Here is a 20,800-nt window from a genome sequence, read left to right as displayed (position 1 = left end):
CCAGGGTCCGTCCCGTCCGTCCCCCGGACAGCTGGCGTCCGGCGGACAGCGTGGCTGAAACCGGGTCAGTCCCGGCTGCCCTCGTCGCCCACCAGCGTGCCGATCTTCTCACCCTTGACGGCGCGGGCGATATTGCCCTCCTTCAGGAGTTCGAAGACCACGATCGGCAGCTTGTTGTCGCGGCACAGCGTGATGGCGGTGGCGTCGGCGACCTTCAGGTCGCGGGTGATGACCTCGCCGTAGCCGAGCGAGTCGAACTTGACCGCGTCCGGGTTGGTCTTCGGGTCGGAGTCGTAGACCCCGTCCACTCCGTTCTTGCCCATCAGCAGCGCCTCGGCGTCGATCTCCAGGGCGCGCTGGGCGGCGGTGGTGTCGGTGGAGAAGTACGGCATGCCCATGCCGGCGCCGAAGATGACCACGCGGCCCTTCTCCAGGTGCCGTACGGCGCGCAGCGGGATGTACGGCTCGGCGACCTGCCCCATGGTGATGGCGGTCTGCACGCGGCACTGGATGCCCTCCTTCTCCAGGAAGTCCTGGAGGGCGAGGCAGTTCATCACGGTGCCGAGCATGCCCATGTAGTCGGAGCGGGCGCGGTCCATGCCGCGCTGCTGGAGTTCGGCACCGCGGAAGAAGTTCCCGCCGCCGATCACGACGGCGATCTGCGCGCCGTCACGGACGACGGCCGCGATCTCGCGCGCCATGGCGTGCACCACGTCCGGGTCGACGCCCAGGCCCCCGCCGCCGGAGAAGGCCTCTCCGGACAGCTTCAGCAGAAACCGGCCGCGTACTTTGCCGTCGTCGCTCTTCTGGGCCTTGGTGGTCATGGGGTTCTCGCCTCTTTTACGGGTTGCACATACGAAGGAGGCCATTGCCGGTGGTGGGTTTTCTCATCCCCTACGCGGCAATGGCCTCCTCGTCAGATCTGCTGTCGTCCGTCCCTCGCGCGTGCGCGCCGGCCCACGCGGGCGACGCGGACGACTGCGGTCGACCCTAGCGGCATTCCGCCCTGGGCCGCGCGTTCGATCGCGGTACGGACTCAGATGCCGACCTTGATGCGCGTGAAGCGCTTCAGGGTGACACCGGCCTCGTCCAGGACCTTCTGGACCGACTTCTTGTTGTCGAGCGCGTACGGCTGGCCGAGCAGCGTGGCGTCCTTGAAGAAGCCGTTCAGGCGACCCTCGACGATCTTGGCGATCGCGGCCTCGGGCTTGCCCTCGGCGCGGGTGGTCTCCTCGGCGATGCGGCGCTCGGTCTCGACGACCTCGGCCGGCACCTCGTCCTTGGAGAGGTACTTCGGTGCGAAGGCGGCGATGTGCTGCGCGACGCCCTTGGCGATCTCGGCGTTCGGCTTGTCGAACTCGACGAGGACACCGATCTGCGGCGGCAGGTCGGGCATCGTGCGGTGCATGTAGGCGAGCACGAAGCCGTCCGAGAACTGCGCGAAGCGGTCCAGGACGATCTTCTCGCCGAGGTTGGCGTTGGCCTCGTCCACGAACGCCTGGACGGTCTTGCCGGCCTCGATCTCGGAGGCGAGCAGGGCGTCGAGGTCGGCCGGGGAGGTCTTGGCGACGTGCTCGGCGATGGCCTGGGCCGCGGCCTGGAACTTGTCGCCCTTGGCGACGAAGTCCGTCTCGCACTTCAGCTCGACCAGGACGCCGGAGGAGTTGTCGTCGGCGATGATGGAGACCACGGCGCCGTTCTCGGCGGAGCGGCCCTCACGCTTGGCGACGCCCTTCTGGCCCTTGATGCGCAGCGCCTCGACGGCCTTCTCGACGTTGCCCTCGGCCTCGTCCAGCGCCTTCTTGCAGTCCATCATGCCGGCGCCGGTGAGCTCACGGAGCTTCTTGACGTCGGCGGCGGTGTAGTTCGCCATGAGTCTGTGAATCTTTCTCGAAGTCTGGAAGGTCGAAGATCTGCGGGGTTTTGTGGATCCGCATGCCTCTGCAGATCTACGACACGCCGCTGACCTACGGGTGAACGGCGGGAGCGGTCTTCATGTCACCGCTCCCGCCGTCAACGCTGACGGGACGGTCAGGCCTGCTCGCCCTCGGCGGCCTGCTCACCCTCGGCGGCCTGCTCGCCCTCGGCGGGAGCGGCCTCCGCGGCCGGAGCCTCCGCGGCCGGAGCCTCGGCGGCCGGAGCCTCGTCGGCCTTCTTCTCACCCTCGAGCAGGTCGCGCTCCCACTCGGCGAGCGGCTCGCCCTCGGTCTTCTCGCCCTTGCCCTCACCGGCACCACCGGAGCGGGCGATCAGGCCCTCGGCGACGGCGTCGGCGATCACGCGGGTGAGCAGGGTGACGGAGCGGATCGCGTCGTCGTTGCCCGGGATCTTGTAGTCGACCTCGTCGGGGTCGCAGTTGGTGTCGAGGATGGCGACGACCGGGATGTTCAGCTTCCGGGCCTCGCCGACCGCGATGTGCTCCTTCTTGGTGTCCACGATCCAGACGGCGCTGGGCACCTTCTGCATCTCGCGGATACCACCGAGGGTCTTCTCCAGCTTGGCCTTCTCGCGCGAGAGCACGAGAAGCTCCTTCTTGGTCAGACCGGAGGAGGCGACGTCCTCGAAGTCGATCTGCTCGAGCTCCTTGAGGCGCTGCAGACGCTTGTAGACGGTCGAGAAGTTGGTGAGCATGCCGCCCAGCCAGCGCTGATTGACGTAGGGCATGCCGACGCGGGTGGCCTGCTCGGCGATGGCCTCCTGCGCCTGCTTCTTCGTACCGACGAACATGACCGTGCCGCCGTGGGCGACGGTCTCCTTGACGAACTCGTAGGCGCGGTCGATGTACGACAGCGACTGGAGCAGGTCGATGATGTAGATACCGTTGCGCTCGGTGAAGATGAAGCGCTTCATCTTCGGGTTCCAGCGACGGGTCTGGTGACCGAAGTGGACGCCGCTCTCCAGCAGCTCCCGCATCGTGACGACGGCCATGGCCGTACTCCTCGTGTTTCTCGGTTGTGCCGCGGGGGCCGGCCGGCTCCCGCGCCTGACGCCCACCTGCGCCGTGCCGCTAAGGGACCGAGGGGCGCTGATCCAGACCGTTGCCGGCCCTGGTATCGGGGCGTGCGAAGTCGACCCGGTGACCCGGATCGCCACGAGAAGTGTACGGGACCGTCGACCCCCGGGGTGACGCCGCTGTCCACAACCCGGCGGTCGTCCACAGGCCCGGGCCGGATCACGGCTGGCAGGGCACGGTTCGACGCATGCGAGCGAAGCGATGCGCACGAGCGACGGGGGCGCTGCTGCTGGCCCTGGCGGCGGCCGCCCCGGCCCCGGCGGCCGACGCGGCGGGCCCTGTCCCCGTCCCTGCCCCTGCCCCGTGGGGGCCGGACCTCCCGGTGCCGGTGATCGGCCGCGCCTGGCCCGTGGGCACCCGTCCGCCGGTCCTGCGGGGCTGGCAGCCCCCGGCCACGCGCTACGGCCGCGGCCACCGGGGCGTCGACCTGGCGGCCCCGTCCGGAACCCCCGTCCGGGCCGTCGCGTCCGGCCGGGTCTCGTACGCCGGACGGGTGGCCGGAAAGGGCGTGGTGTCGGTGGAGCTGACGGGGACGGGCACCCCACCGCTGCGGACGACGTACGAGCCGGTGCGGGCCGCGGTGCGCGCGGGCGACGAGGTGGCGGCCGGACAGGTGATCGGCCATGTGGAACCGGGCGGCTCCCACTGCACGGCCCCCTGCCTCCACTGGGGCCTGCGCCGCGCCGGCACCTATCTGGACCCGCTGTCCCTGCTGCCCCCGCGACTGCTGCGCACCGGCCCGTCCCGCCTGCTGCCGGTCCTGGGGGTACCGCTCCCGGCCTGACCGACCTGACGAGTGCGGAACCGTGGGTGCCGGGTGCCTGCGGGCTGCACCCCGGCGGCGTCGGACCCGCGCGGCCCGCCCCGCCCGGCCTCAGCCGCGCACCCCCGCAGCACCATCACCACCGCGGCCACAGCCACACACACCACAGCATCATCACCACCGCGGCCACAGCCACACACACCGCAGCACCATCACCACCGCGGCCTCAGCCGCGCACCCCCCGCAGCACCATCGCCACCGCGGCCTCAGCCACCACCGCCGGCTCCTCCGCCCCGAGCTCGATCCGCCGCACGGCCGAGTCCACGACCCCCTGCACGAGCATCGCCGCCAGCCGGGGCTCGGCGTGCCCCATCTCGCGCAGCGCCTCGACGATCATCGCCACCAGCCCGCCGTGGGCCGCCCGGATCTTCTCCCGGGCGCCGGCGTCCAGCTCACTCGCGGAGATCGCCACGACCGCCCGGTGCCGCCGGTCCCCCACCAGCACGAGCTGGGCCCGCACATACGCCTCGACCTTGGCCCCCGCCCCGTCCACCGCGGCCATCGCCGCCTCGACCTCGGCCGCCCACAGCGGGAAGTCGACCTCGCACAGCTCCTCGACCACGGCGGCCCGGGACCGGAAGTACTCGTAGACGGACGACCGGGCGAGACCCGTCCGCTCGGCGAGGGCCGGGAAGGTCAGCGCCTCCGTCCCGCCCTCGGACAGCAGGGAACGAGCCGCGTCCAGCAGGGCGGCTCGCTGCATCGACCGGTGCTCGGCCACGGAGGCCGCTCGAATCCTAGGCACGCCGACCACTTTACGGACGCGCCACCCCCAACGGGAGTGCAGCACACCGCCCCGTCGACGTCCGGCCAGGTCAACGACCGAAGCCGGCCAGTTTCGCCCGCAACTGGAGCACGGACTTGGTGTGGATCTGGCTCACCCGGCTCTCGGTCACCCCCAGCACGTTGCCGATCTCGGCGAGCGTGAGCCCCTCGTAGTAGTACAGCGTGACCACGGTCTTCTCCCGCTCGGGCAGCGTGTTGATCGCCCGCGCCAGGAACCGCCGCAGCTCCCGGTCCTCGACCACCTCCACCGGATCGTCCGCGGCGGTGTCCTCCAGCGTGTCCATCAGGCTCAGCCGGTCGCCGCCCTCGCCCCCGACGTGCAGCAGTTCCTCCAGCGCCACCACGTTGGCCAACGACAACTGGCTGAAAACAGCATGCAGTTCGTCCACCGGGATGCCCAGCTCGGCGGCCACCTCCGGCTCGCTCGGCGTCCGCCGCAGCCGCGCCTCCAGCGTCGCGTACGCCCGCTCCACGTTGCGCGCCTTCTGCCGCACCGACCGCGGGATCCAGTCCAGTGCCCGCAGCTCGTCGATCATCGCACCCCGGATCCGCGTGATCGCGTACGTCTCGAACTTGATCTCCCGGTCGATGTCGAACTTCTCGATCGCGTCGATCAGCCCGAACACCCCGGAGGACACGAAGTCCGCCTGCTCGACGTTGGGCGGCAGCCCCACGCTCACCCGCCCGGCCACGTACTTCACCAGCGGCGAGTAGTGCAGAATCAGCTGCTCCCGCAGCCGCTCGTCCCCCGTTTCCTTGTACGACCGCCACAGCTCGTCGAGCGTCGAGGGAGCGGGCGGCCGATCGCTGCCACCGTCGCGGGCGGCTGGGGGGATCGCCGCCCGGTCGGACCCGGAGGTGTGCTGGGGCATTCGTCGCCTTGTGCCGTTCTGCCGTGAAGGGTGGTACGTGGGTGAGCTGTCGCTTCGGTGTCGAGTTGGCGGTCTGTGTCGGGATCCTCGTGAGCGTAGCGTGACTGACGAGTCGCAGCGTGCGAAGGACGGGGCGGACACCGTGCGCAGAAACGTTCCACACGGCGCTCCACCGGGGCATCGCGGTCGCTCAGTGTGACCGTCACGGCTCGCCAACTGCCGGATTTCCCAAGGACATCGGGATTCCCCCGGACGGCCGAACACGCTCGGTCAACACACATCCCGTCCACCGCGAACGGACGTCATCGCCTGGCGTGTCAACTTCCAGCCGTCGCCGTGTCGTTCGACGTAGCCAAGTGCTCCGAGTTCGTACAGCCTCGCGATCGCGTCGTCCTCGGTCGTCGGCACGCCCCGCGCGATCTCCCGTGCGGTGGCGCACTCGCGCCCGGGCAGCGCGGCCAGGACCTGCCGGGCGCCGGGCGCCAGCAGGTCGCGCGGCAGCACCGGTCCGCGCCGGACGGGGGCCAGGTCGCCCATGTCGCCGACCAGCTCGACCACCTCGGCCGCGTCGGTGACCAGCGTCGCCTCCCCGCGCAGCAGCTCGTGCACCCCGGCGGACTGCGCGCTGGTGGCCGGCCCGGGCACGCCCATGGTGTGCCGCCCCAGCCGCTGCGCCGCCCGCGCGGTCACGAGCGAACCGCTGCGCAGGGCCGCCTCGACGACCACGGTCCCCCTGGTCAGCGCGGCGATCACCCGGTTGCGCACGATGAACCGGCTGGGCGTCGGATGGTCCCCCGGTGGCAGCTCGCCCACCACCAGGCCCTGCTCCGCGATCCTGTTGATCAGCTGGGTGTGCCCCCGGGGATAGGGCCGGTCGACACCGCAGGCCAGGACGGCGACGGTGGCACCGCCGGCGCCGAGGGCTCCGCGGTGGGCGGCGCCGTCGATGCCGTAGGCGCCGCCGGAGACGACCACCCAGCCGCGCTCGGCGAGCCCGGCGGCGAGGGTGACGGCCATGTGGGCGCCGTACTCGGTGCAGGCCCGGGCCCCCACGACGGCGACGGACCGGAGCGCCCACATCCGCAGGCCGGCCCGCCCCCGCACCCAGAGCCCCAGCGGCCGGCCGTCCCCGAGGCCGTCGAGCTGCCCGGGCCACTCCGCGTCCCCCGGGCACACGAACCGCGCCCCGGCCGCCCGCGCCACCTCCAGATCCCGCTCCGGCTCGGCCTGGCGGGCCCGCGCCAGCAGCCCGGCCCACCGCTGCCCGCTCACCCCCGCCGGTGCCGTCCCGCCGCCGCGCAACCGCCGCACCATCTCGCCGACCCCCCACTCCCGCACCCACCGCCCGGCGGTCCCGTCCCCGGGCTCCAGCACCCGGGTGAGGAAGACCCGCCCGAGCAGCTCACCGTCCGGACCACCGGCACCGGTGAGGCCGGCACCGGTCAGGGCCGCACCGGTCGGGGCGGAGCCGGTCGGGGCGGAGCCGGTCACACCGGCGCGGCTCACGTCAGCGCTCACAGCAGCTGCGGTCACCTGAGTGCTGCTCACGTCAGCGCCGGTCCCCTCAGCACCGGTCATCTCAGTGCCGCTCAGGTCAACGCCGGTCACCCCCGCACCGGTCACACCTGCGCCACTCACCTCAGCACCGGTCATGTCAGCGCCCCGATGGCCATGGGCACCCCCCGTGGGACGCCGGTGCGCAGTTGCAGCGCCAGGGCGACGTCGGTGGCGTCGGGCCGGTCGTGGCCGGTGAGGTCGGCCACGGTCCAGGCGACCCGCAGCACCCGGTCGAGACCGCGCGCCGTGAGCACACCCCGCTCCAGGCCGCGCTCGGCCTCGTCCATCGCACCGGCCGCGGCGTACCAGCGGCCGCGCAGTTCCCGGCCGGGCACCTCGCTGTTGGTCCGCCACGGTGTGCCCGCGAGACGGGCGGCCGCCCGCTCCCGGGCCGCGCGGACCCGTTCGGCGACGGCCGCGGTGGACTCGCCGCGCGCCCCGCGGTCGGTCAGCTCGGCCCGCGTGACCCGGTCCACCTCGACCCGCAGGTCGACCCGGTCCAGCAGCGGTCCCGAGAGCCGGGCCTGGTACCGGCGGATCACCGAGGGCGGGCACTCGCACACGTCGTCCCGCTGGGAGAACCGCCCGCACGGGCAGGGGTTGGCGGCCAGCGCCATCAGGAACCTCGCCGGGAACCGCACCACCCCCGTGCTGCGGGCGATCACGACGTGCCCCGCCTCCAGGGGCTGCCGCAGGGCGTCGAGGGCCTGGCTGCCGAACTCCGGCGTCTCGTCGAGGAACAGCACCCCCCGGTGCGCGAGCGACACGGCGCCCGGCCGGGCGATGCCGGCGCCGCCGCCGACGAGCGCCTGCATGGTGGCCGAGTGGTGCGGGGCGCAGTAGGGGGCGGTGTCGATCAGGGGCTTGCCGGCCGGCAGCAGCCCGGCCACCGAGTGCACCGCCGTGACCTCCAGCGACTCCTGCCGGGTGAGCCGGGGCAGGATGCCCGGCAGCCGCTCCGCGAGCATCGTCTTGCCCGCGCCGGGCGGGCCCTCCAGGAACAGGTGATGACCGCCGGCCGCGGCGATCTCCACCGCCGTGCGCGCCGAGAGCTGGCCCACGACATCGGCCAGGTCGTGCCCGTGGTCGTGCTGGGCGGCTCCGACGGTGTGCATGCCCGCGGCCGAACCGGCGCCGGGCATCCGCAGCCCCGCCAGCAGCGGATCCGGGCGTCCGGGCGCGTCGGGCTCCTCCTCCGGCACGGCCTCGTCCGCCAGGACGGCGATCAGCTGACGCAGGCTGCGGACGCCCAGTACCGACACGCCCGGGACCAGCGTCGCCTCGGCGGCCGCGCACTCGGGCACCACCACCTGCTCGTAACCGGCGTCGGCCGCCGCCAGCACCGCCGGCAGGATGCCGCGCACCGGCCGCACCCGTCCGTCCAGGCCGAGTTCCCCGATCATCACGATGTCGGCGAGCACCCGGGGGTCGATCCGCTCGCCGGCCCCCAGCACCGCGCAGGCGACGGCCAGGTCGAAGCCGCTGCCGGCCTTCGGCACGGACGCCGGGCTGAGCCCGACGGTGAGCTTCTTCTGGGGCCAGGCGGTGCCCGAGTTCACCACGGCCGCCCGGACCCGGTCCCGGCTCTCGGTCAGACTCTTGTCCGGCAGCCCCACCAGCGTGAACGCGGCGACGCCCGGTTCCAGGTCGGCCTGGACCTCCACCACCACGCCCTCGACCCCGACCAGGGCGACGGAGCACGTACGCGCGAAGCCCATCTCAGGCCACCCCCCGCGCGTGCTCGACCACGGGCGCGCCCCGCTCGGGCAGGACGACGCCGACCAGGTCGATGCGGACGCCTCCCGGTGGTGCCCCGCCGTGGGCGTGGATCCAGCGTTCGGCGAGCCCGCGCAGGCGCTCGGCCTTCTCCTGCCGCACCGCGGCCATCGGATGCTGGAACCGGCCCGCCCGGCGTGTCTTCACCTCGCAGACGACCAGGACGTCCCCGTCCCGCGCCACGATGTCGATCTCACCGGTCCTGCCGCAGCGCCAGTTGCGCGCCAGCACCGTCATACCGGCCGCCGCCAGCCGTCGGGCGGCCAGTTCCTCGCCGTACCTGCCGAGTGCGTCTCGTGCGTTCATGTCGGCACCTCCTCCGGTGCCCACGGTCACGCATCGCCCACCCTTGAGTGGATCTTGGTGTGCTACTCAGCGGTTGTGGACAACTCCGCCACCCACACGAGTGATAGGCCCGGCCCGGCGTGCGGCATCCGGCCCACGCGCGGCGTCATCACCCGCTCGGCAGTTCGAGGTCGCTCTTGTTCAGCTCCTCGATGTTCACGTCCTTGAACGTCAGGACACGTACCTGCTTCACGAAACGGGCCGGCCGGTACATGTCCCACACCCAGGCGTCCGCCATCGACACCTCGAAGAACACCTCACCCTGAACCGAGTGCACCTGCATCTCGTAGTCATTGGTCAGGTAGAAGCGGCGCTCGGTCTCGATCACGTATTTGAACAGACCGACGACATCGCGGTACTCCCGGTAGAGCTTCAGCTCCATCTCGGTCTCGTACTTCTCGAGGTCCTCGGCGCTCATGGCATGTTCCCCTTCAGCCGTGCGATCCCACCATTGTGCGCCAGTCCCGTGGGCCCCTAGACGATTTCCGTGTCAAGGGTCTCGGGCCTGGCGGGGGGACCTTCGTCGAGCAGCCTGCGCAGCAGCCCGGCGAGTCTGGTCGGATACACCGTCTCACGAGCCAGGGCCAGTTCCTCACAGGTCCACCACCGGGCTCCCACGACACTGCGTCGCTCCAGCTCGGTGAGGGCGACGGCCCGCGTCGCCGTCTGGGTGGTCCGGGCCAGGTAGTACCACTCGTCCTGGTCCCAGCGGCGCCCGGCGAACGGGAAGGAGCACCTCCGCCGCCACAGCACCGGGCCGAGCCGGACCTCCGTGATTCCCGTCTCCTCCGCGAGTTCCCGCAGCGCGGCCTCCTCACGGGTCTCCTCGCCCTCCAGTCCGCCGCCCGGCGTGAACCACCAGTCGTCCGCCGGGTCGTCCGGCTCGTGGCCGTGCAGGAGCAGGATCCGGTCCTCCGGGTCGAGCAGCACCACCCGGGCCACCTTGCGCACGCGGTCGCCGGCGAGTTCGTACCCCTGCGTCGCCTCAGCGGGCACCGGCGGGCTCCGTCCTCGCCCGGGAACCCAGGCGGCTGGCGACCGGTGCACAGGCGGCACCGCCGAGCACCAGCACCGCGCCCGCGACGATCATGGCGCCGATCGCCGGCAGCGGTCCCGGCGTGGACAGGGCGCCGAGGGTCTCGAAGCCCGTGGGGCGGGCCAGCATGCCGTTCATGGGCCAGACGACGGCGTCCACCCGGCCCGAGACGGCGTCGCGCGCCACGGTGCCGCTCACGGCGTCGGTGAGGTGGGCGGTGGAGTCCAGGGAGCCCTGCCGCTCGTCACCGAGCAGGAACAGCCGCCCCTCGGGCACGGTGACGTCGCCGAAGTTCGTGCCCGCGGCCTGCTGCCCCTCGGCCAGGTACGGTTCCTCGATCTCCGTGCCGTTGACGGTGAGCCTGCCGTCGCGGCAGCAGGCGACCCGGTCGCCGCCGACGGCCACCACCCGCTTGATCAGCGGCGCGTCGCCCCAGGTGGGGTCCTGGAACACGACGACGTCGCCCCGGCGCACCTCGGCACCGTCGACCCGCTGGGCCAGCACCCGGTCGCCCGCGTCGATCGTCGGCGTCATGGAGCGGCTGGGCACGGTGTACGGCAGGTAGGTCACCGCCGCCCAGCCGAAGCCGACCAGGAACAGCACGAGGCCCAGCGCGACCGCCAGTCCGGACAACCGCTGCCCGGTCCGGCCGCCCGCCGGGCCCTTGCTCGTCCCCCCGCTGTGCGGGGCCGTACGTGTGGTGCTCTCACCGCCCATGGATCCGCACCCTACCCGGCGGTACCGGACCCGTCAGCCCTGTCCTGCGCCCGGTCCGGCAGCTCCACGAGGACTTCACGCGGGCCCCGGGGACCCGCGACGGCGGTCAGGCGCCCGGCCGGCGGCGGCGCCACAGTGCCACCGGCACGACCCCCGCGAGGGCCAGCGCGTTCGGGGCTGCGGTGAGGGCCGCCGACACGGCCGGCCGGTCGTTCAGGCCGGGCTGGTCGAAGGTGTCCGACACCGGGAGGGTGCCCCAGCGGTTGATCGGCCAGGCCTTGACGATGGCGCGTCCGACGACCTCGCCGACGGGGACCATGCCCTTGTTGGCGTCGCCCTGGTTGTACCGCGAGTCCCGGGAGTTCTGGCGGTGGTCGCCCATCACCCAGAGGTAGCCCTCGGGGACCGTCACCTTGAACTGGCCGCCCTGGTCGTCCTGGCTGCACGGCGTGTTGCCGGGGTAGACGTACGGCTCGTCCAGCGCCTTGCCGTTCACCCTCAGCGGGCCGGTGCCGTTGCACTCGACCGTGTCGCCGCCGACGCCGATCACGCGCTTGATGAGGTCCTTCTCCTCGGCGGACGGCATCAGGCCGATCCAGCTGAGCAGCGTCTGCAGGGCGTTGGGGTCCGGCGTCGGCTCGCCCGCCAGCCAGTTGTCGGGGTCGTGGAAGACGACGACCTCGCCGCGCTCGGGCTCCGAACCGAACCACGGGGTGAGCTTGTCGACGAGGACGCGGTCACCCTCCTGGAGGGTGTTCTGCATCGAGTCGGAGGGGATGGAGAACGCCTGCACCAGGAAGGTCTTGATCAGCAGCGCCAGTACCAGTGCGATGCCGATCAGGATCGGCAGCTCCTTCCAGAAGGAGCGCTGCTTCCCCGGCTGCCGGGCGCCGGAGCCCGACGGCCCCTCGTCCCCGCTCTGACTCTGCTCGTCCGTCACCGTGCCGTCCTCGGCCCGCAGGCCTTCATCGCCGGAGCTCGCTGCGCTGTCCGCGGCCTGAGGGGCCGCTTCCACGGGGTGTCCGCGGGGCTCCTCGCCGTCGTGTCCGGACCGTGCGCCAACCGCCACATCCCCCACGCCAACTCCTTACTCTGTGCCGCCGCCTGCCCCACGCACGGCGCAGGCCCACTACTCCCATAACGAGCGGGAGTTCCGCAGGGCTCGGGAGTCGGATCGTTCCGTTCGTCACGTCGGGGGCAACCCTATGCGACGGCCGGGCGGCCGCGGTCGACGCGGCTGCCGAGTCGGAGACGGAAGCGTAGGTTTCCGGTTCGTCCAGCGTCGACCAGTGGCCCAGCGGCCAGGCGATGACGACGGCCCGGCCGACCACCTGGTCGTCGGAGACGGTGCCGCCGTAGTCGGTGTCCTGGTGGGAGCGGGAGTCCGCGGAGTTGGACCGGTGGTCGCCCATCACCCACAGCCTGCCCGGCGGCACGGTGATGTCGAACTCGGCCGCGGACGGCCTGTCGCCCGGGTACAGGTAGCCCTCGTCCAGCGGCACGCCGTTGACCGTGACCCGCCCTTGCGCGTCGCAGCACTGCACCCGGTCACCGCCGACGCCGACGACCCGCTTGATGAGGTCCTTCTCGTTGTCGGACGGCAGCAGGCCGATGAAGGTGAGCGCCTCCTTGGCCTGCCGGACGACGACGGGGTCGGCCTTCTGCTGGGTGGGCTGCTCGTCCTGGAGCCAGCCGCCGGGGTCCTTGAAGACCACGACGTCGCCGCGTTCCGGCTCGGCGCCGAACCAGGGGGTGAGCTTGTCCACCAGGACCCGGTCGCCGATCTGGATCGTCTGCTCCATGGAGCCGGACGGGATCACGAACGCCTGGACCAGGAACGTCTTCAGCACGAGGGCTATCAGCACCGCCACGCCGACGAGGAGCGGTATCTCCTTGACGGCCGAGCGGCGCCGGCGCCGTTTGACCTTGCGCTGGAGCTTGCGCCGCTCGGCGCGGGTGCGCCCGGAACCGGCCGGGGCGGTGGCCCGCCGGGTGCCGGTGGGCAGCAGGTCCTCGGCGGGGCCGGCGGGCGTGCCGCGTGGCTTGCCGCGGTTACCCATGGGCACCGTCCGCCGCGGGCACGCGCGCGTAGGCGCCGGTTCCGTCCAGGCCGGTGAGGTGGCCCGCGGGCCAGACGACCCAGGCGGCCCGGCCGATCACGTCGTCGACGGGGACCATGCCGCCGCCGGGTGAGCCGAGGTGGTCGCGGGAGTCGCTGGAGGAGCTGCGGTGGTCGCCGAGCACGAACAGGGTGCCCGCGGGCACGACCACGTCGAAGGGCACCGCGGACGCGCCGTCGCCGGGATACAGGAACGTCGACTCGTCGACGGACCGGCCGTTCACCTGGAGTCTCCCTTCCCTGTCGCAGCAGACCACGCGGTCCCCGCCCACACCCACGACCCGTTTGACGTAGTCGGCGGGACCGAAGCTTCCGGTGCCGTCGAACACGACCACGTCCCCGCGCCGCGGCTGAGCACCGAAACGGTACGCCAACTTGTTTACGAGCACGCGGTCGCCGATCCTCAACGCCGGCTCCATCGATCCGCTCGGAATGCGGAACGGCTGCACCACGAACGTGTTGAGCAGCAGCGCGAAGACCAGGCAGACCAGCACGGTCAGGGTGATCCGCCCGCCCGGGACCCACGCGGCGGCCCGCGCCGTCAACGCGGAACGCGACCGGCCCTCCGGCCCCGCTGTGTCCGAGATCTCCTCGGCATCACAGGGGCGGGAGGAGCGGTCGCGCTCCGTCGGCTGTGCTTCGGTGTCCATCGGAGCCCGATGCTATCCGGCTCCGCTGTGAACCCCGGGAGGCGCTCAGTTCTCGCGCTTCTCCTTGATCTTCGCCGCCTTGCCGCGCAGCTCGCGCAGGTAGTACAGCTTGGCGCGGCGGACGTCGCCCTTGGTGACCAGCTCGATCTTCTCCACGATCGGGGTGTGCACCGGGAAGGTGCGCTCGACGCCGACGGAGAAGGAGACCTTGCGGACCGTGAAGGTCTCGCGCACGCCGGAGCCCTGGCGGCGGATCACCACGCCCTTGAACTGCTGCACACGGGAGCGGTTGCCCTCGATGACACGGACGTGGACGTTGACGGTGTCACCCGGGCGGAACGCCGGGACGTCGCTGCGCAGCGACGCGGAGTCGACGGAGTCGAGCAGGTGCGACATTTCGTCTGCTTTCTTCGCTGATGCCACAGGTCATCAACGGAAACTAGGTTTCTGGTACGAGAGTCGTGCGGGTCGGGGCGGACGTCGTCTCCCCCTGTGGCAGGGGCGCGCAACCGGACGGACGCACAACAGCGGCCTATTCTTCCATGCCCCCGGTCCTGCGCCAAAATCGGCCGTACGGCTCCCCCGCGGGGTCCGGTTCCCAGCCCAGGACGGAGAGCATCTCGCGGTCCTTCTTGTCGAAGGCCTTGGGATCGCAGCGCTCGATCAGGTCGGGACGGTTGGCCGTCGTGCGCCGCAGCGCCTCGTCGCGCCGCCACCGGGCGATCTTCCCGTGGTGCCCGCTGAGCAGCACGTCCGGGATCTCGCGCTCCCGCCACCGGGGCGGCTTGGTGTAGACGGGCCCTTCCAGCAGGTTGGCCATGGCGCCGGGCGCGAAGGAGTCGTCGCGGTGCGACTCGGCGTTGCCGAGGACGCCGGGCAGCAGCCGCGCCACGGCCTCGGTGACGACCAGGACGGCCGCCTCGCCGCCGGCCAGGACGTAGTCGCCGATGGACACCTCGTACACCGGCATCCGGGTCGCGTACTCGTCGACGACCCGCCGGTCGATGCCCTCGTAGCGGGCCGGGGTGAAGATCAGCCACGGGCGCTCGGAGAGCTCCACGGCGACTTCCTGGGTGAAGGGGCGGCCGCTGGGCGTGGGGACGATCAGGGCCGGGCCGTGCGCGCCCGTCTCGTAGCCGTCGGCGAGGACGGAGTCGAGGGCGTCGCCCCACGGGTCGGTCTTCATCACCATGCCGGGACCGCCGCCGTAGGGCGTGTCGTCGACCGTGTTGTGGCGGTCGTGGGTCCAGGAGCGCAGATCGTGCACGTGCACCAGCAGCTGCCCGCGCGCGCGTGCCTTGCCGACCAGGGAGACGTTCAGCGGGTCGAGGTACTCGGGGAAGATCGTGACGACGTCGAGCCGCATCAGGACTCGTCCCTGGGCGAGGCGATGTCAGCGCGGTCGTCGATCAGCCCGGGCGGCGGGTCGATGACGGCCCGCTGCTCCTCCAGGTCGATCCCGGTGACGATCTCCTGCACGAACGGGATCATGACCTCGCTGCCGTCCGGGCGCTCCACGATGAACAGGTCCTGCGTGGGCAGGTGCGAGATCTCGGTGATCCGGCCGACCGCCACCCCGTCCTCGGTGACGACGTCGAGGTCGATCAGCTGGTGGTCGTAGTACTCGTCCTCGCCCTCGGGCAGTTCCTCCGGGTCGATCTCGGCGATCAGGAGGGTGTTGCGCAGCGCCTGGGCGGCGTCGCGGTCGCCGACGCCCTCGAAGCGCAGCAGCAGGCGGCCGCTGTGCACCCGGCCCGCGGCGATGGTGAGGGGCCCGGCAGCGGCCGGATCGGTGGCGAGTACGGCGCCGGGGGCGAGCCGCAGTTCGGGCTCGTCGGTGCGGACCTCCACGGTGACCTCGCCCTTGATGCCGTGGGCGCGGCCGATCCGTGCGACTACGAGCTGCACTGTGCTTGTTCTCCCTGTCGTACGACTACGGGCCGGGGACGGCCCAGTGGCCCTCCCCGGCCCGAGCCGGTGCTGCGATTGGCGTCAGCGGACGTGGTCCGCGTCGACGAGGTCGACGCGGACGCCGCGGCCGCCGATGGCGCCCACGACGGTGCGCAGAGCGCGTGCGGTGCGGCCGTTGCGGCCGATCACCTTGCCGAGGTCGTCGGGGTGGACCCGGACCTCCAGCACACGTCCGCGGCGCAGGTTGCGCGAGGCGACCTGCACATCGTCCGGATTGTCGACGATGCCTTTGACGAGGTGCTCGAGAGCCTCCTCGAGCATGCTCAGGCCTCGGTCGACTCAGCCGCGGACTCGGCCGGGGCCTCGTCCTTCTTCTCGGCCTTCTTCTTCTGGGTGATGGCCTCACCCTTGCCCTCGTCGTCGCCGCCGAGGGCCTCGAACGACGGGCGTGCCTTCTTCGGCTCGGCGGTCAGCAGCGGCGCCGGGGCGGGCTCGCCCTTGAACTTCTGCCAGTCGCCGGTCTTCTTCAGGATGGCGAGCACGGGCTCGGTCGGCTGGGCGCCGACGCCGAGCCAGTACGCCGCGCGCTCGGCGTCGACCTCGATCACCGACGGGTGGTACGTCGGGTGGTACTTGCCGATCTCCTCGATCGCACGGCCGTCACGGCGGGTGCGGGAGTCGGCGACGACGATGCGGTAGTGAGGCGAACGGATCTTGCCCAGACGCTTCAGCTTGATCTTGACTGCCACGGGAGTGGGTTCTCCTGGATTTGACGTGGTTGGGCACGGCGAGAAGGCCGCGTGGGGCTGCGGTACCCGAGTGCCCGACGGACGCGTCAGCCGGAGGAGAGAGGGGTCCTGTGCGGCTGTCGAGTACAACTGGCCATTCTGCCACACCCGGCGGGCCGCTTCCGACCGAGGGTGCGCCGGGGCATGCCGCAGCGGCACCCGGCGCCCCCGCGACCGACGCCGGATGCGCGACCCGCGGCACGCGGTGCCGCACGGCTGCCACGAGCAGCCGTGCGCTCACCTCGCGCCCGCGCCCACCACGTCGGGGATCCGGAACGGCTTGCCGCACCCGCCGCACACGATCGGCGCCTGGGCCAGCACGGACGGGACGACCCGTACGTTGCGGCCGCAGTCGCACACCGCCTTGACCCGGACGCCGCCGCCGGAGGAGCCGTGGCGGGCGGCCGGACCGCGGAAGGCGCGGCCGGTGTCGGCGGTGGTGGCGGCGGTGTGCGCCTTCAGGGCGCGCTGGAGGCGCTCCATCGTCGGGCGGTAGCGCCGCTTCGCCTCGGGGTTGAGCGTGACCAGCGAGAAGCCGCTGCTGGGGTGCGGCTCCTCGGGGTGGTCCAGGCCCAGCTCCTCGGCGATCGCGAGGAATCTGCGGTTGTGGTAGCGGCCGGCGCGGGAGGTGTCGCGGATTCCGCGCGCGGCGGCGATGCCGTGGACTGCCTCATGGAGCAGCCGCTCGAAGGAGAGTTCGTGCCCGCAGGCGGACGACGACTCCCCGATCAGGGACTCGGGCGCGGCAAGGTCCGGCAGCTCGGAGTGGTACCGCTGAATGTCGGCCCACGCCTGCGCCAGCTCTGCGGCGAGAACAGGTGGTGTCGTGCTCACGTAATGACAACGAGCCTGAGTCCCGCTGTGTTCCTATTCCGGGGCATCCCAAATAATTTGCACGTACCCGTCAGTTGCCGCTGATGCGTCCTGAGGAGGGCGGGTGCGCTGATCTGCGGAGGAGCCACCCAGCTCCTACCAAGCTGGTGCGTAGCCCGACGTACGGCCCGGCGCGGGGCGGGTGACCGCGGGGCGGGAGAGCGCGGCCCGCGGGCGCGCAAGAAGTGTTTCGGCCGAGCCCGGGCACCGACCGTCCTGACCGCGCCCTGGGCGCGGCACGACCGTGACCCTACCTGGTCGGATCCCGGGGTCCGGCACCGCCCCGCCGCGGGCCGGAACCGGGTCGCCGCCTCCAGCATGAACACGCCACTCAGCCGCCCGCGGACTGCCAGATTCCGTCCGACGGCGGGACGGGGGCGTTGCCGGAATGTGAATTCTCGCCACGCACGGGGGCTCCTCACAAGCAGGCCGCCGCGACCTCTGGACGCCGCCGCGGGCTCGGAGTTACCTGGCATACGGGGGATGCGGGTGGGCGTACGCGACGGGGGCGACGACAACGAGCAACGAGTACAGCGGCAACTCTCCGCGGATTGGGGCGCTTTCGATGACACCTACGCTCGTGCGCCGGCACCGGCCTGTCGCGGGATCCGCACCCCGCGTGGACCTGGAGGCACGCGCGCGTGACTGGTCGGAGATCCAGGAGCGGATGCTCGTACCGCTCTACGAGGCCGTCTACGAGCGACTGGACGTGGGAGCCGGCACCCGGCTGCTCGGTCTGGGCTGCGGTTCGGGACTCGCCCTGCTGATGGCGGCCGCCCGGGGCGCCGCCGTCACCGGTGTCGAGTCCTCCTCCCCCGAGAGACTGGCCTTCGCGCGCGAGCGCCTGCGACCCGCGGCGGCGGCACCCGGCACGCGCGCGCCCGCGAAGGCCCGGCTCGTCGAGGGCTCTTCGGACGACGCCGTCCCCCGGGACGCGGCCGGCCCGCACGACGCGGCGTACACCCTGGTCACCGCCATGGACCCGGTCGGGTGTCCGGCGGGGGACGCCGAAGGGCTCGGCGGGCTGCTGGCAGCGGCGGCGCCGCTGGCCGAGCGGGGCGCGCCGGTGGTGCTGGCCGGCTGGGGGCCGCCGGAGCGCTGTGCCACGTCGTCGGTGCTGCGGGTCGCCGCCAAGCTGGCGCAGGATCCGCTGCGCGGCGGCGGCACGTGGCGCCCGGCGCTCCGCGACGACCTGGAGGTGGTCGCCCAGAGGGCGGGGCTCCGGCCGGACGGTTCGGGCCGGGTCGCCTGCCCGTTCGGGTACGCCGACGTGGACAGCGCGGTGCGGGGGCTGCTGTCGACGGGTCTGTTCGACGCGGCGGTCGGGGCGACCGACCAGGAACAGGTGGACAAGGAACTGACCGAGGCGCTGCATCCGCACCGGCGGCCGGACGGCACGGTGTGGATGCCGAACGTCTTCCGCTACCTGATCGCCCGCATCCCCTGAGGACACGCCCCGAGGCGCGCGGGGCCCGCCGGTCGGGGGAGCCCGGCCGGCCCCGGGGGTGTCCCGTCAATCAGGCCGGACGCCCTGGGCCTGCACGTCGTCCTTGCTGCTCAGGCGCGTGATCCCCGCGACCCGGTAGGCGTCCGCCTCGTCCAGCGTCTCCCGCTCCAGCAACGCCTCCGCCAGCGCGTCCAGCCGGCCGCGGTGCTCGCGCAGCTTGTGGCAGGCCTCCTCGTAGCAGGCGTCGACGATCCGGCGCATCTCGGCGTCGATCACGTCGAGGGTCTGCGGGGCGGCCGAGAGCCCGTACGCCTGCTGGGCGTCGCTCGGCAGGGCGGACAGCCGGCCGACCCGCTCGCTCATGCCCCAGCGGGCCACCATCCCGCGGGCGATGGCGGTGACCTGTTCCAGGTCGTTCTCCGCGCCCGTGGTGACCACTCCGTAGACCACTTCCTCCGCCGCCATGCCGCCCAGGGCGCCGATGATGCGGCCGCGCAGGTACTCCTCCGAGTGCGCGTACCGCTCCACCTCGGGGGTCGACATCGTCACCCCCAGCGCCCGGCCGCGCGGCACGATGGTGATCTTGCGGACGGGGTCGGCGCCCGGCTGCAACATGCCGAGCAGGGCGTGCCCGCTCTCGTGGTACGCGGTGCGGCGGCGGTCCTCCTCGGGCATCACCAGGGTGCGTTCCGCTCCCAGGTGCACCTTCTCCAGGGCCTCGGACAGGTCCGCGGCCGTCACCTGCCGCTGTCCCCGCTTGACCGCGAGCAGTGCGCCCTCGTTGGCGAGGTTGGCCAGGTCGGCGCCCGTCATGCCCGGGGTGGTGCGGGCCAGCCGGGCCAGGTCCACGTCGTCGGCGAGCGGGATCTCGCGGGTGTGGATGCGCAGGATCGCCTCGCGTCCGGCCCGGTCCGGCGGGGAGACGTTGACCACCCGGTCGAAGCGTCCCGGCCGGGTCAGTGCGGGGTCCAGGATGTCGGCGCGGTTCGTCGCCGCTATGACGATCACGCCCTCCGAGCCGGAAAAGCCGTCCATCTCGGTGAGGATCTGGTTCAGCGTCTGCTCCCGCTCGTCGTGGCCGCTGACCGACGCGCCGCCACCGCGCATCCGTCCGATGGTGTCGATCTCGTCGATGAAGATGATCGACGGTGCCACTTTGCGGGCCTCGGCGAACAGTTCCCGGACCCGGGAGGCGCCGACACCGACGATCATCTCGATGAACTCCGAGGCGGAGGCGGAGAAGAACGGCACGCCCGCCTCGCCCGCCACCGCACGCGCCAGCAGGGTCTTGCCGGTGCCGGGCGAGCCCGCGAGCAGCACACCGCGCGGCATCTTCGCGCCCATCTCGCGGTAGGCCTCGGGGTGCTCCAGGAAGTCGACCACGTCGTCCAGCTCGCCCTTGACCTCGTCGATGCCGGCCACGTCGGCGAAGGTCGTGCGATGCCTGCCCGGTGTCAGCTCGACCGGTCGGGGCGGCGCCTTGCGCCCGAACAGCCCGCCCGCACCGCCCCGGCCCGGGCCGGACCGCCGGGCGACGAAGATCCACACCGCGACGATGATCACGATCGGCGCCAGCGAGATCAGCAGGTTGGTGAGGAGGCTGCGCTGCACCACGACCGGCTGCGCGGTCACCGTGACGTCGCGGCTGCTCAGCTGCTGCCAGAGATCGTCGTCCGCGAAGGCGGGCCGCTGGGTCATGAACTTGGTGTAGTCGCCGCCGCCCTCGGGGCTGTCCCGGGCGCTTCTGAGCTCACCCTGGATCGCGTCGCCCTTGGAGTAGATCCGCGCGACGTTGCCGGCGTCGACCTGCCGGCTGAACTCGGTGTACGAGATGGTCGGCTCGTCGCCCCGGCCCAGGTAGTTCAGGCCCACGTAGGCCAGCAGGAACACGATCACCGCGGTGAGGAGCAGGCCCCACCAGCGGCCTCGCGGGCGTCGGCCGCCGGGCCGCCCGGGTGGTTCGTCCGGGGTGCCCTCGGTGCGCCACGGCCGGTCGGGAGCCTTGCGTGGTGGCGCGGCATCGCTCATACCTGGACGTTACGGCAGGAGGCTGACTTCGGCACGCGCAGCGGGCGTCCCCCCACCGC

Annotated in this window: 23 protein-coding genes; 2 read left to right on the top strand and 21 right to left on the bottom strand. The window is 72.3% G+C overall.

Annotation, left to right across the window (positions count from 1 at the left end):
• Positions 1 to 65 precede the first annotated feature (65 nt).
• The 3 genes from pyrH to rpsB all read right to left on the bottom strand — a co-directional run bounded on the left by pyrH (position 66) and on the right by rpsB (position 2,928).
• Positions 66 to 824 (bottom strand): UMP kinase, encoded by a 759-nt coding sequence (gene pyrH / locus ACFF45_RS10205; protein ID WP_381344856.1) that lies wholly within the window; start codon positions 822 to 824, stop codon positions 66 to 68.
• 212 nt (positions 825 to 1,036) lie between these two features.
• Positions 1,037 to 1,873 carry a translation elongation factor Ts gene (gene tsf / locus ACFF45_RS10200; RefSeq protein ID WP_381344854.1) on the bottom strand — a complete coding sequence of 279 codons (837 nt, stop codon included), beginning with the start codon at positions 1,871 to 1,873 and terminating at the stop codon, positions 1,037 to 1,039.
• 158 nt (positions 1,874 to 2,031) lie between these two features.
• A complete protein-coding gene (gene rpsB / locus ACFF45_RS10195; RefSeq protein ID WP_381344851.1) occupies positions 2,032 to 2,928 on the bottom strand; it encodes a 30S ribosomal protein S2 in 897 nt (298 codons plus the stop codon).
• Positions 2,929 to 3,200: 272 nt separating this feature from the next.
• Between rpsB and ACFF45_RS10190 the strand changes: the two genes are divergently transcribed.
• Positions 3,201 to 3,797 (top strand): M23 family metallopeptidase, encoded by a 597-nt coding sequence (locus ACFF45_RS10190; protein WP_381344848.1) that lies wholly within the window; start codon positions 3,201 to 3,203, stop codon positions 3,795 to 3,797.
• A gap of 205 nt (positions 3,798 to 4,002) precedes the next feature.
• Here ACFF45_RS10190 and ACFF45_RS10185 read toward each other — a convergent pair whose 3' ends face one another.
• The 17 genes from ACFF45_RS10185 to ACFF45_RS10105 form a co-directional block, all read right to left on the bottom strand.
• On the bottom strand, positions 4,003 to 4,557 hold the full coding sequence (locus ACFF45_RS10185; RefSeq protein ID WP_381344908.1) for a TetR/AcrR family transcriptional regulator: 555 nt from the start codon (positions 4,555 to 4,557) through the stop codon (positions 4,003 to 4,005).
• Between the two features lie 94 nt (positions 4,558 to 4,651).
• A complete protein-coding gene (whiG, locus tag ACFF45_RS10180) occupies positions 4,652 to 5,494 on the bottom strand; it encodes an RNA polymerase sigma factor WhiG (protein ID WP_381344846.1) in 843 nt (280 codons plus the stop codon).
• Positions 5,495 to 5,764: 270 nt separating this feature from the next.
• On the bottom strand, positions 5,765 to 7,000 hold the full coding sequence (dprA, locus tag ACFF45_RS10175) for a DNA-processing protein DprA (RefSeq protein WP_381344905.1): 1,236 nt from the start codon (positions 6,998 to 7,000) through the stop codon (positions 5,765 to 5,767).
• A 143-nt stretch (positions 7,001 to 7,143) separates the two neighbouring features.
• Entirely contained in the window at positions 7,144 to 8,769 is a 1,626-nt protein-coding gene (locus ACFF45_RS10170; RefSeq protein WP_381344844.1) for a YifB family Mg chelatase-like AAA ATPase, read from the bottom strand.
• Between the two features lies 1 nt (position 8,770).
• On the bottom strand, positions 8,771 to 9,133 hold the full coding sequence (locus ACFF45_RS10165) for a YraN family protein (protein ID WP_381344841.1): 363 nt from the start codon (positions 9,131 to 9,133) through the stop codon (positions 8,771 to 8,773).
• Positions 9,134 to 9,281: 148 nt separating this feature from the next.
• Complete coding sequence (locus tag ACFF45_RS10160) at positions 9,282 to 9,590, bottom strand: DUF2469 domain-containing protein (RefSeq protein ID WP_003993268.1); 309 nt, start codon at positions 9,588 to 9,590, stop codon at positions 9,282 to 9,284.
• A gap of 56 nt (positions 9,591 to 9,646) precedes the next feature.
• Positions 9,647 to 10,168, bottom strand: coding sequence for an NUDIX hydrolase (locus ACFF45_RS10155; RefSeq protein WP_381344838.1), 522 nt, complete (start codon positions 10,166 to 10,168; stop codon positions 9,647 to 9,649).
• Positions 10,158 to 10,925: a signal peptidase I gene (lepB, locus tag ACFF45_RS10150; protein WP_381344835.1), complete on the bottom strand. Its 768-nt coding sequence runs from the start codon at positions 10,923 to 10,925 to the stop codon at positions 10,158 to 10,160. The genes ACFF45_RS10155 and lepB (ACFF45_RS10150) overlap by 11 nt, the downstream gene beginning before the upstream one ends.
• A 106-nt stretch (positions 10,926 to 11,031) precedes the next feature.
• Positions 11,032 to 12,003, bottom strand: coding sequence for a signal peptidase I (gene lepB, locus ACFF45_RS10145; protein ID WP_381344833.1), 972 nt, complete (start codon positions 12,001 to 12,003; stop codon positions 11,032 to 11,034).
• Positions 11,891 to 12,985, bottom strand: coding sequence for a signal peptidase I (lepB, locus tag ACFF45_RS10140; protein ID WP_381344830.1), 1,095 nt, complete (start codon positions 12,983 to 12,985; stop codon positions 11,891 to 11,893). Before lepB (ACFF45_RS10140) ends, lepB (ACFF45_RS10145) begins: the two co-directional genes overlap by 113 nt.
• On the bottom strand, positions 12,978 to 13,694 hold the full coding sequence (gene lepB / locus ACFF45_RS10135; RefSeq protein WP_381344828.1) for a signal peptidase I: 717 nt from the start codon (positions 13,692 to 13,694) through the stop codon (positions 12,978 to 12,980). The genes lepB (ACFF45_RS10140) and lepB (ACFF45_RS10135) overlap by 8 nt, the downstream gene beginning before the upstream one ends.
• 45 nt (positions 13,695 to 13,739) lie before the next feature.
• The gene (gene rplS, locus ACFF45_RS10130) at positions 13,740 to 14,090 is read right to left on the bottom strand and encodes a 50S ribosomal protein L19 (protein WP_345583563.1); all 351 of its coding nucleotides are present in this window, start codon (positions 14,088 to 14,090) and stop codon (positions 13,740 to 13,742) included.
• Between the two features lie 136 nt (positions 14,091 to 14,226).
• The gene (gene trmD, locus ACFF45_RS10125) at positions 14,227 to 15,060 is read right to left on the bottom strand and encodes a tRNA (guanosine(37)-N1)-methyltransferase TrmD (RefSeq protein WP_381344825.1); all 834 of its coding nucleotides are present in this window, start codon (positions 15,058 to 15,060) and stop codon (positions 14,227 to 14,229) included.
• Entirely contained in the window at positions 15,060 to 15,602 is a 543-nt protein-coding gene (rimM, locus tag ACFF45_RS10120; RefSeq protein WP_381344823.1) for a ribosome maturation factor RimM, read from the bottom strand. The genes trmD and rimM overlap by 1 nt, the downstream gene beginning before the upstream one ends.
• An 84-nt stretch (positions 15,603 to 15,686) precedes the next feature.
• Positions 15,687 to 15,926 (bottom strand): RNA-binding protein, encoded by a 240-nt coding sequence (locus tag ACFF45_RS10115; RefSeq protein ID WP_381344820.1) that lies wholly within the window; start codon positions 15,924 to 15,926, stop codon positions 15,687 to 15,689.
• Positions 15,927 to 15,928: 2 nt separating this feature from the next.
• Positions 15,929 to 16,354 (bottom strand): 30S ribosomal protein S16, encoded by a 426-nt coding sequence (rpsP, locus tag ACFF45_RS10110; RefSeq protein WP_381344817.1) that lies wholly within the window; start codon positions 16,352 to 16,354, stop codon positions 15,929 to 15,931.
• A gap of 276 nt (positions 16,355 to 16,630) precedes the next feature.
• Entirely contained in the window at positions 16,631 to 17,227 is a 597-nt protein-coding gene (locus tag ACFF45_RS10105) for a hypothetical protein (protein ID WP_381344815.1), read from the bottom strand.
• Between the two features lie 604 nt (positions 17,228 to 17,831).
• On the opposite strand from ACFF45_RS10105, the gene ACFF45_RS10100 reads away from it, so the two are divergent.
• Complete coding sequence (locus tag ACFF45_RS10100; RefSeq protein WP_381344812.1) at positions 17,832 to 18,713, top strand: SAM-dependent methyltransferase; 882 nt, start codon at positions 17,832 to 17,834, stop codon at positions 18,711 to 18,713.
• A gap of 66 nt (positions 18,714 to 18,779) precedes the next feature.
• On the opposite strand, the gene ftsH is transcribed toward ACFF45_RS10100, so the two are convergent.
• Positions 18,780 to 20,741 (bottom strand): ATP-dependent zinc metalloprotease FtsH, encoded by a 1,962-nt coding sequence (gene ftsH, locus ACFF45_RS10095; protein ID WP_381344809.1) that lies wholly within the window; start codon positions 20,739 to 20,741, stop codon positions 18,780 to 18,782.
• Between the last annotated feature and the right edge of the window lie 59 nt (positions 20,742 to 20,800).

The sequence above is a fragment of the Streptomyces cinereospinus genome, assembly GCF_042430725.1.
Taxonomy (GTDB): Bacteria; Actinomycetota; Actinomycetes; order Streptomycetales; family Streptomycetaceae; genus Streptomyces; species Streptomyces cinereospinus.
This window is presented reverse-complemented; position numbering and strand designations above follow the sequence as displayed.

What these genes read in the sequence shown, in the direction of transcription:
- pyrH (WP_381344856.1), bottom strand. Translation starts at nt 824, where the DNA reads ATGACCACCAAGGCCCAGAAGAGCGACGACGGCAAAGTACGCGGCCGG.
- tsf (WP_381344854.1), bottom strand. Translation starts at nt 1,873, where the DNA reads ATGGCGAACTACACCGCCGCCGACGTCAAGAAGCTCCGTGAGCTCACC.
- rpsB (WP_381344851.1), bottom strand. Translation starts at nt 2,928, where the DNA reads ATGGCCGTCGTCACGATGCGGGAGCTGCTGGAGAGCGGCGTCCACTTC.
- ACFF45_RS10190 (WP_381344848.1), top strand. Translation starts at nt 3,201, where the DNA reads ATGCGAGCGAAGCGATGCGCACGAGCGACGGGGGCGCTGCTGCTGGCC.
- whiG (WP_381344846.1), bottom strand. Translation starts at nt 5,494, where the DNA reads ATGCCCCAGCACACCTCCGGGTCCGACCGGGCGGCGATCCCCCCAGCC.
- ACFF45_RS10170 (WP_381344844.1), bottom strand. Translation starts at nt 8,769, where the DNA reads ATGGGCTTCGCGCGTACGTGCTCCGTCGCCCTGGTCGGGGTCGAGGGC.
- ACFF45_RS10165 (WP_381344841.1), bottom strand. Translation starts at nt 9,133, where the DNA reads ATGAACGCACGAGACGCACTCGGCAGGTACGGCGAGGAACTGGCCGCC.
- ACFF45_RS10160 (WP_003993268.1), bottom strand. Translation starts at nt 9,590, where the DNA reads ATGAGCGCCGAGGACCTCGAGAAGTACGAGACCGAGATGGAGCTGAAG.
- lepB (WP_381344835.1), bottom strand. Translation starts at nt 10,925, where the DNA reads ATGGGCGGTGAGAGCACCACACGTACGGCCCCGCACAGCGGGGGGACG.
- lepB (WP_381344830.1), bottom strand. Translation starts at nt 12,985, where the DNA reads ATGGGTAACCGCGGCAAGCCACGCGGCACGCCCGCCGGCCCCGCCGAG.
- lepB (WP_381344828.1), bottom strand. Translation starts at nt 13,694, where the DNA reads ATGGACACCGAAGCACAGCCGACGGAGCGCGACCGCTCCTCCCGCCCC.
- rplS (WP_345583563.1), bottom strand. Translation starts at nt 14,090, where the DNA reads ATGTCGCACCTGCTCGACTCCGTCGACTCCGCGTCGCTGCGCAGCGAC.
- trmD (WP_381344825.1), bottom strand. Translation starts at nt 15,060, where the DNA reads ATGCGGCTCGACGTCGTCACGATCTTCCCCGAGTACCTCGACCCGCTG.
- ACFF45_RS10115 (WP_381344820.1), bottom strand. Translation starts at nt 15,926, where the DNA reads ATGCTCGAGGAGGCTCTCGAGCACCTCGTCAAAGGCATCGTCGACAAT.
- ACFF45_RS10100 (WP_381344812.1), top strand. Translation starts at nt 17,832, where the DNA reads ATGACACCTACGCTCGTGCGCCGGCACCGGCCTGTCGCGGGATCCGCA.
- ftsH (WP_381344809.1), bottom strand. Translation starts at nt 20,741, where the DNA reads ATGAGCGATGCCGCGCCACCACGCAAGGCTCCCGACCGGCCGTGGCGC.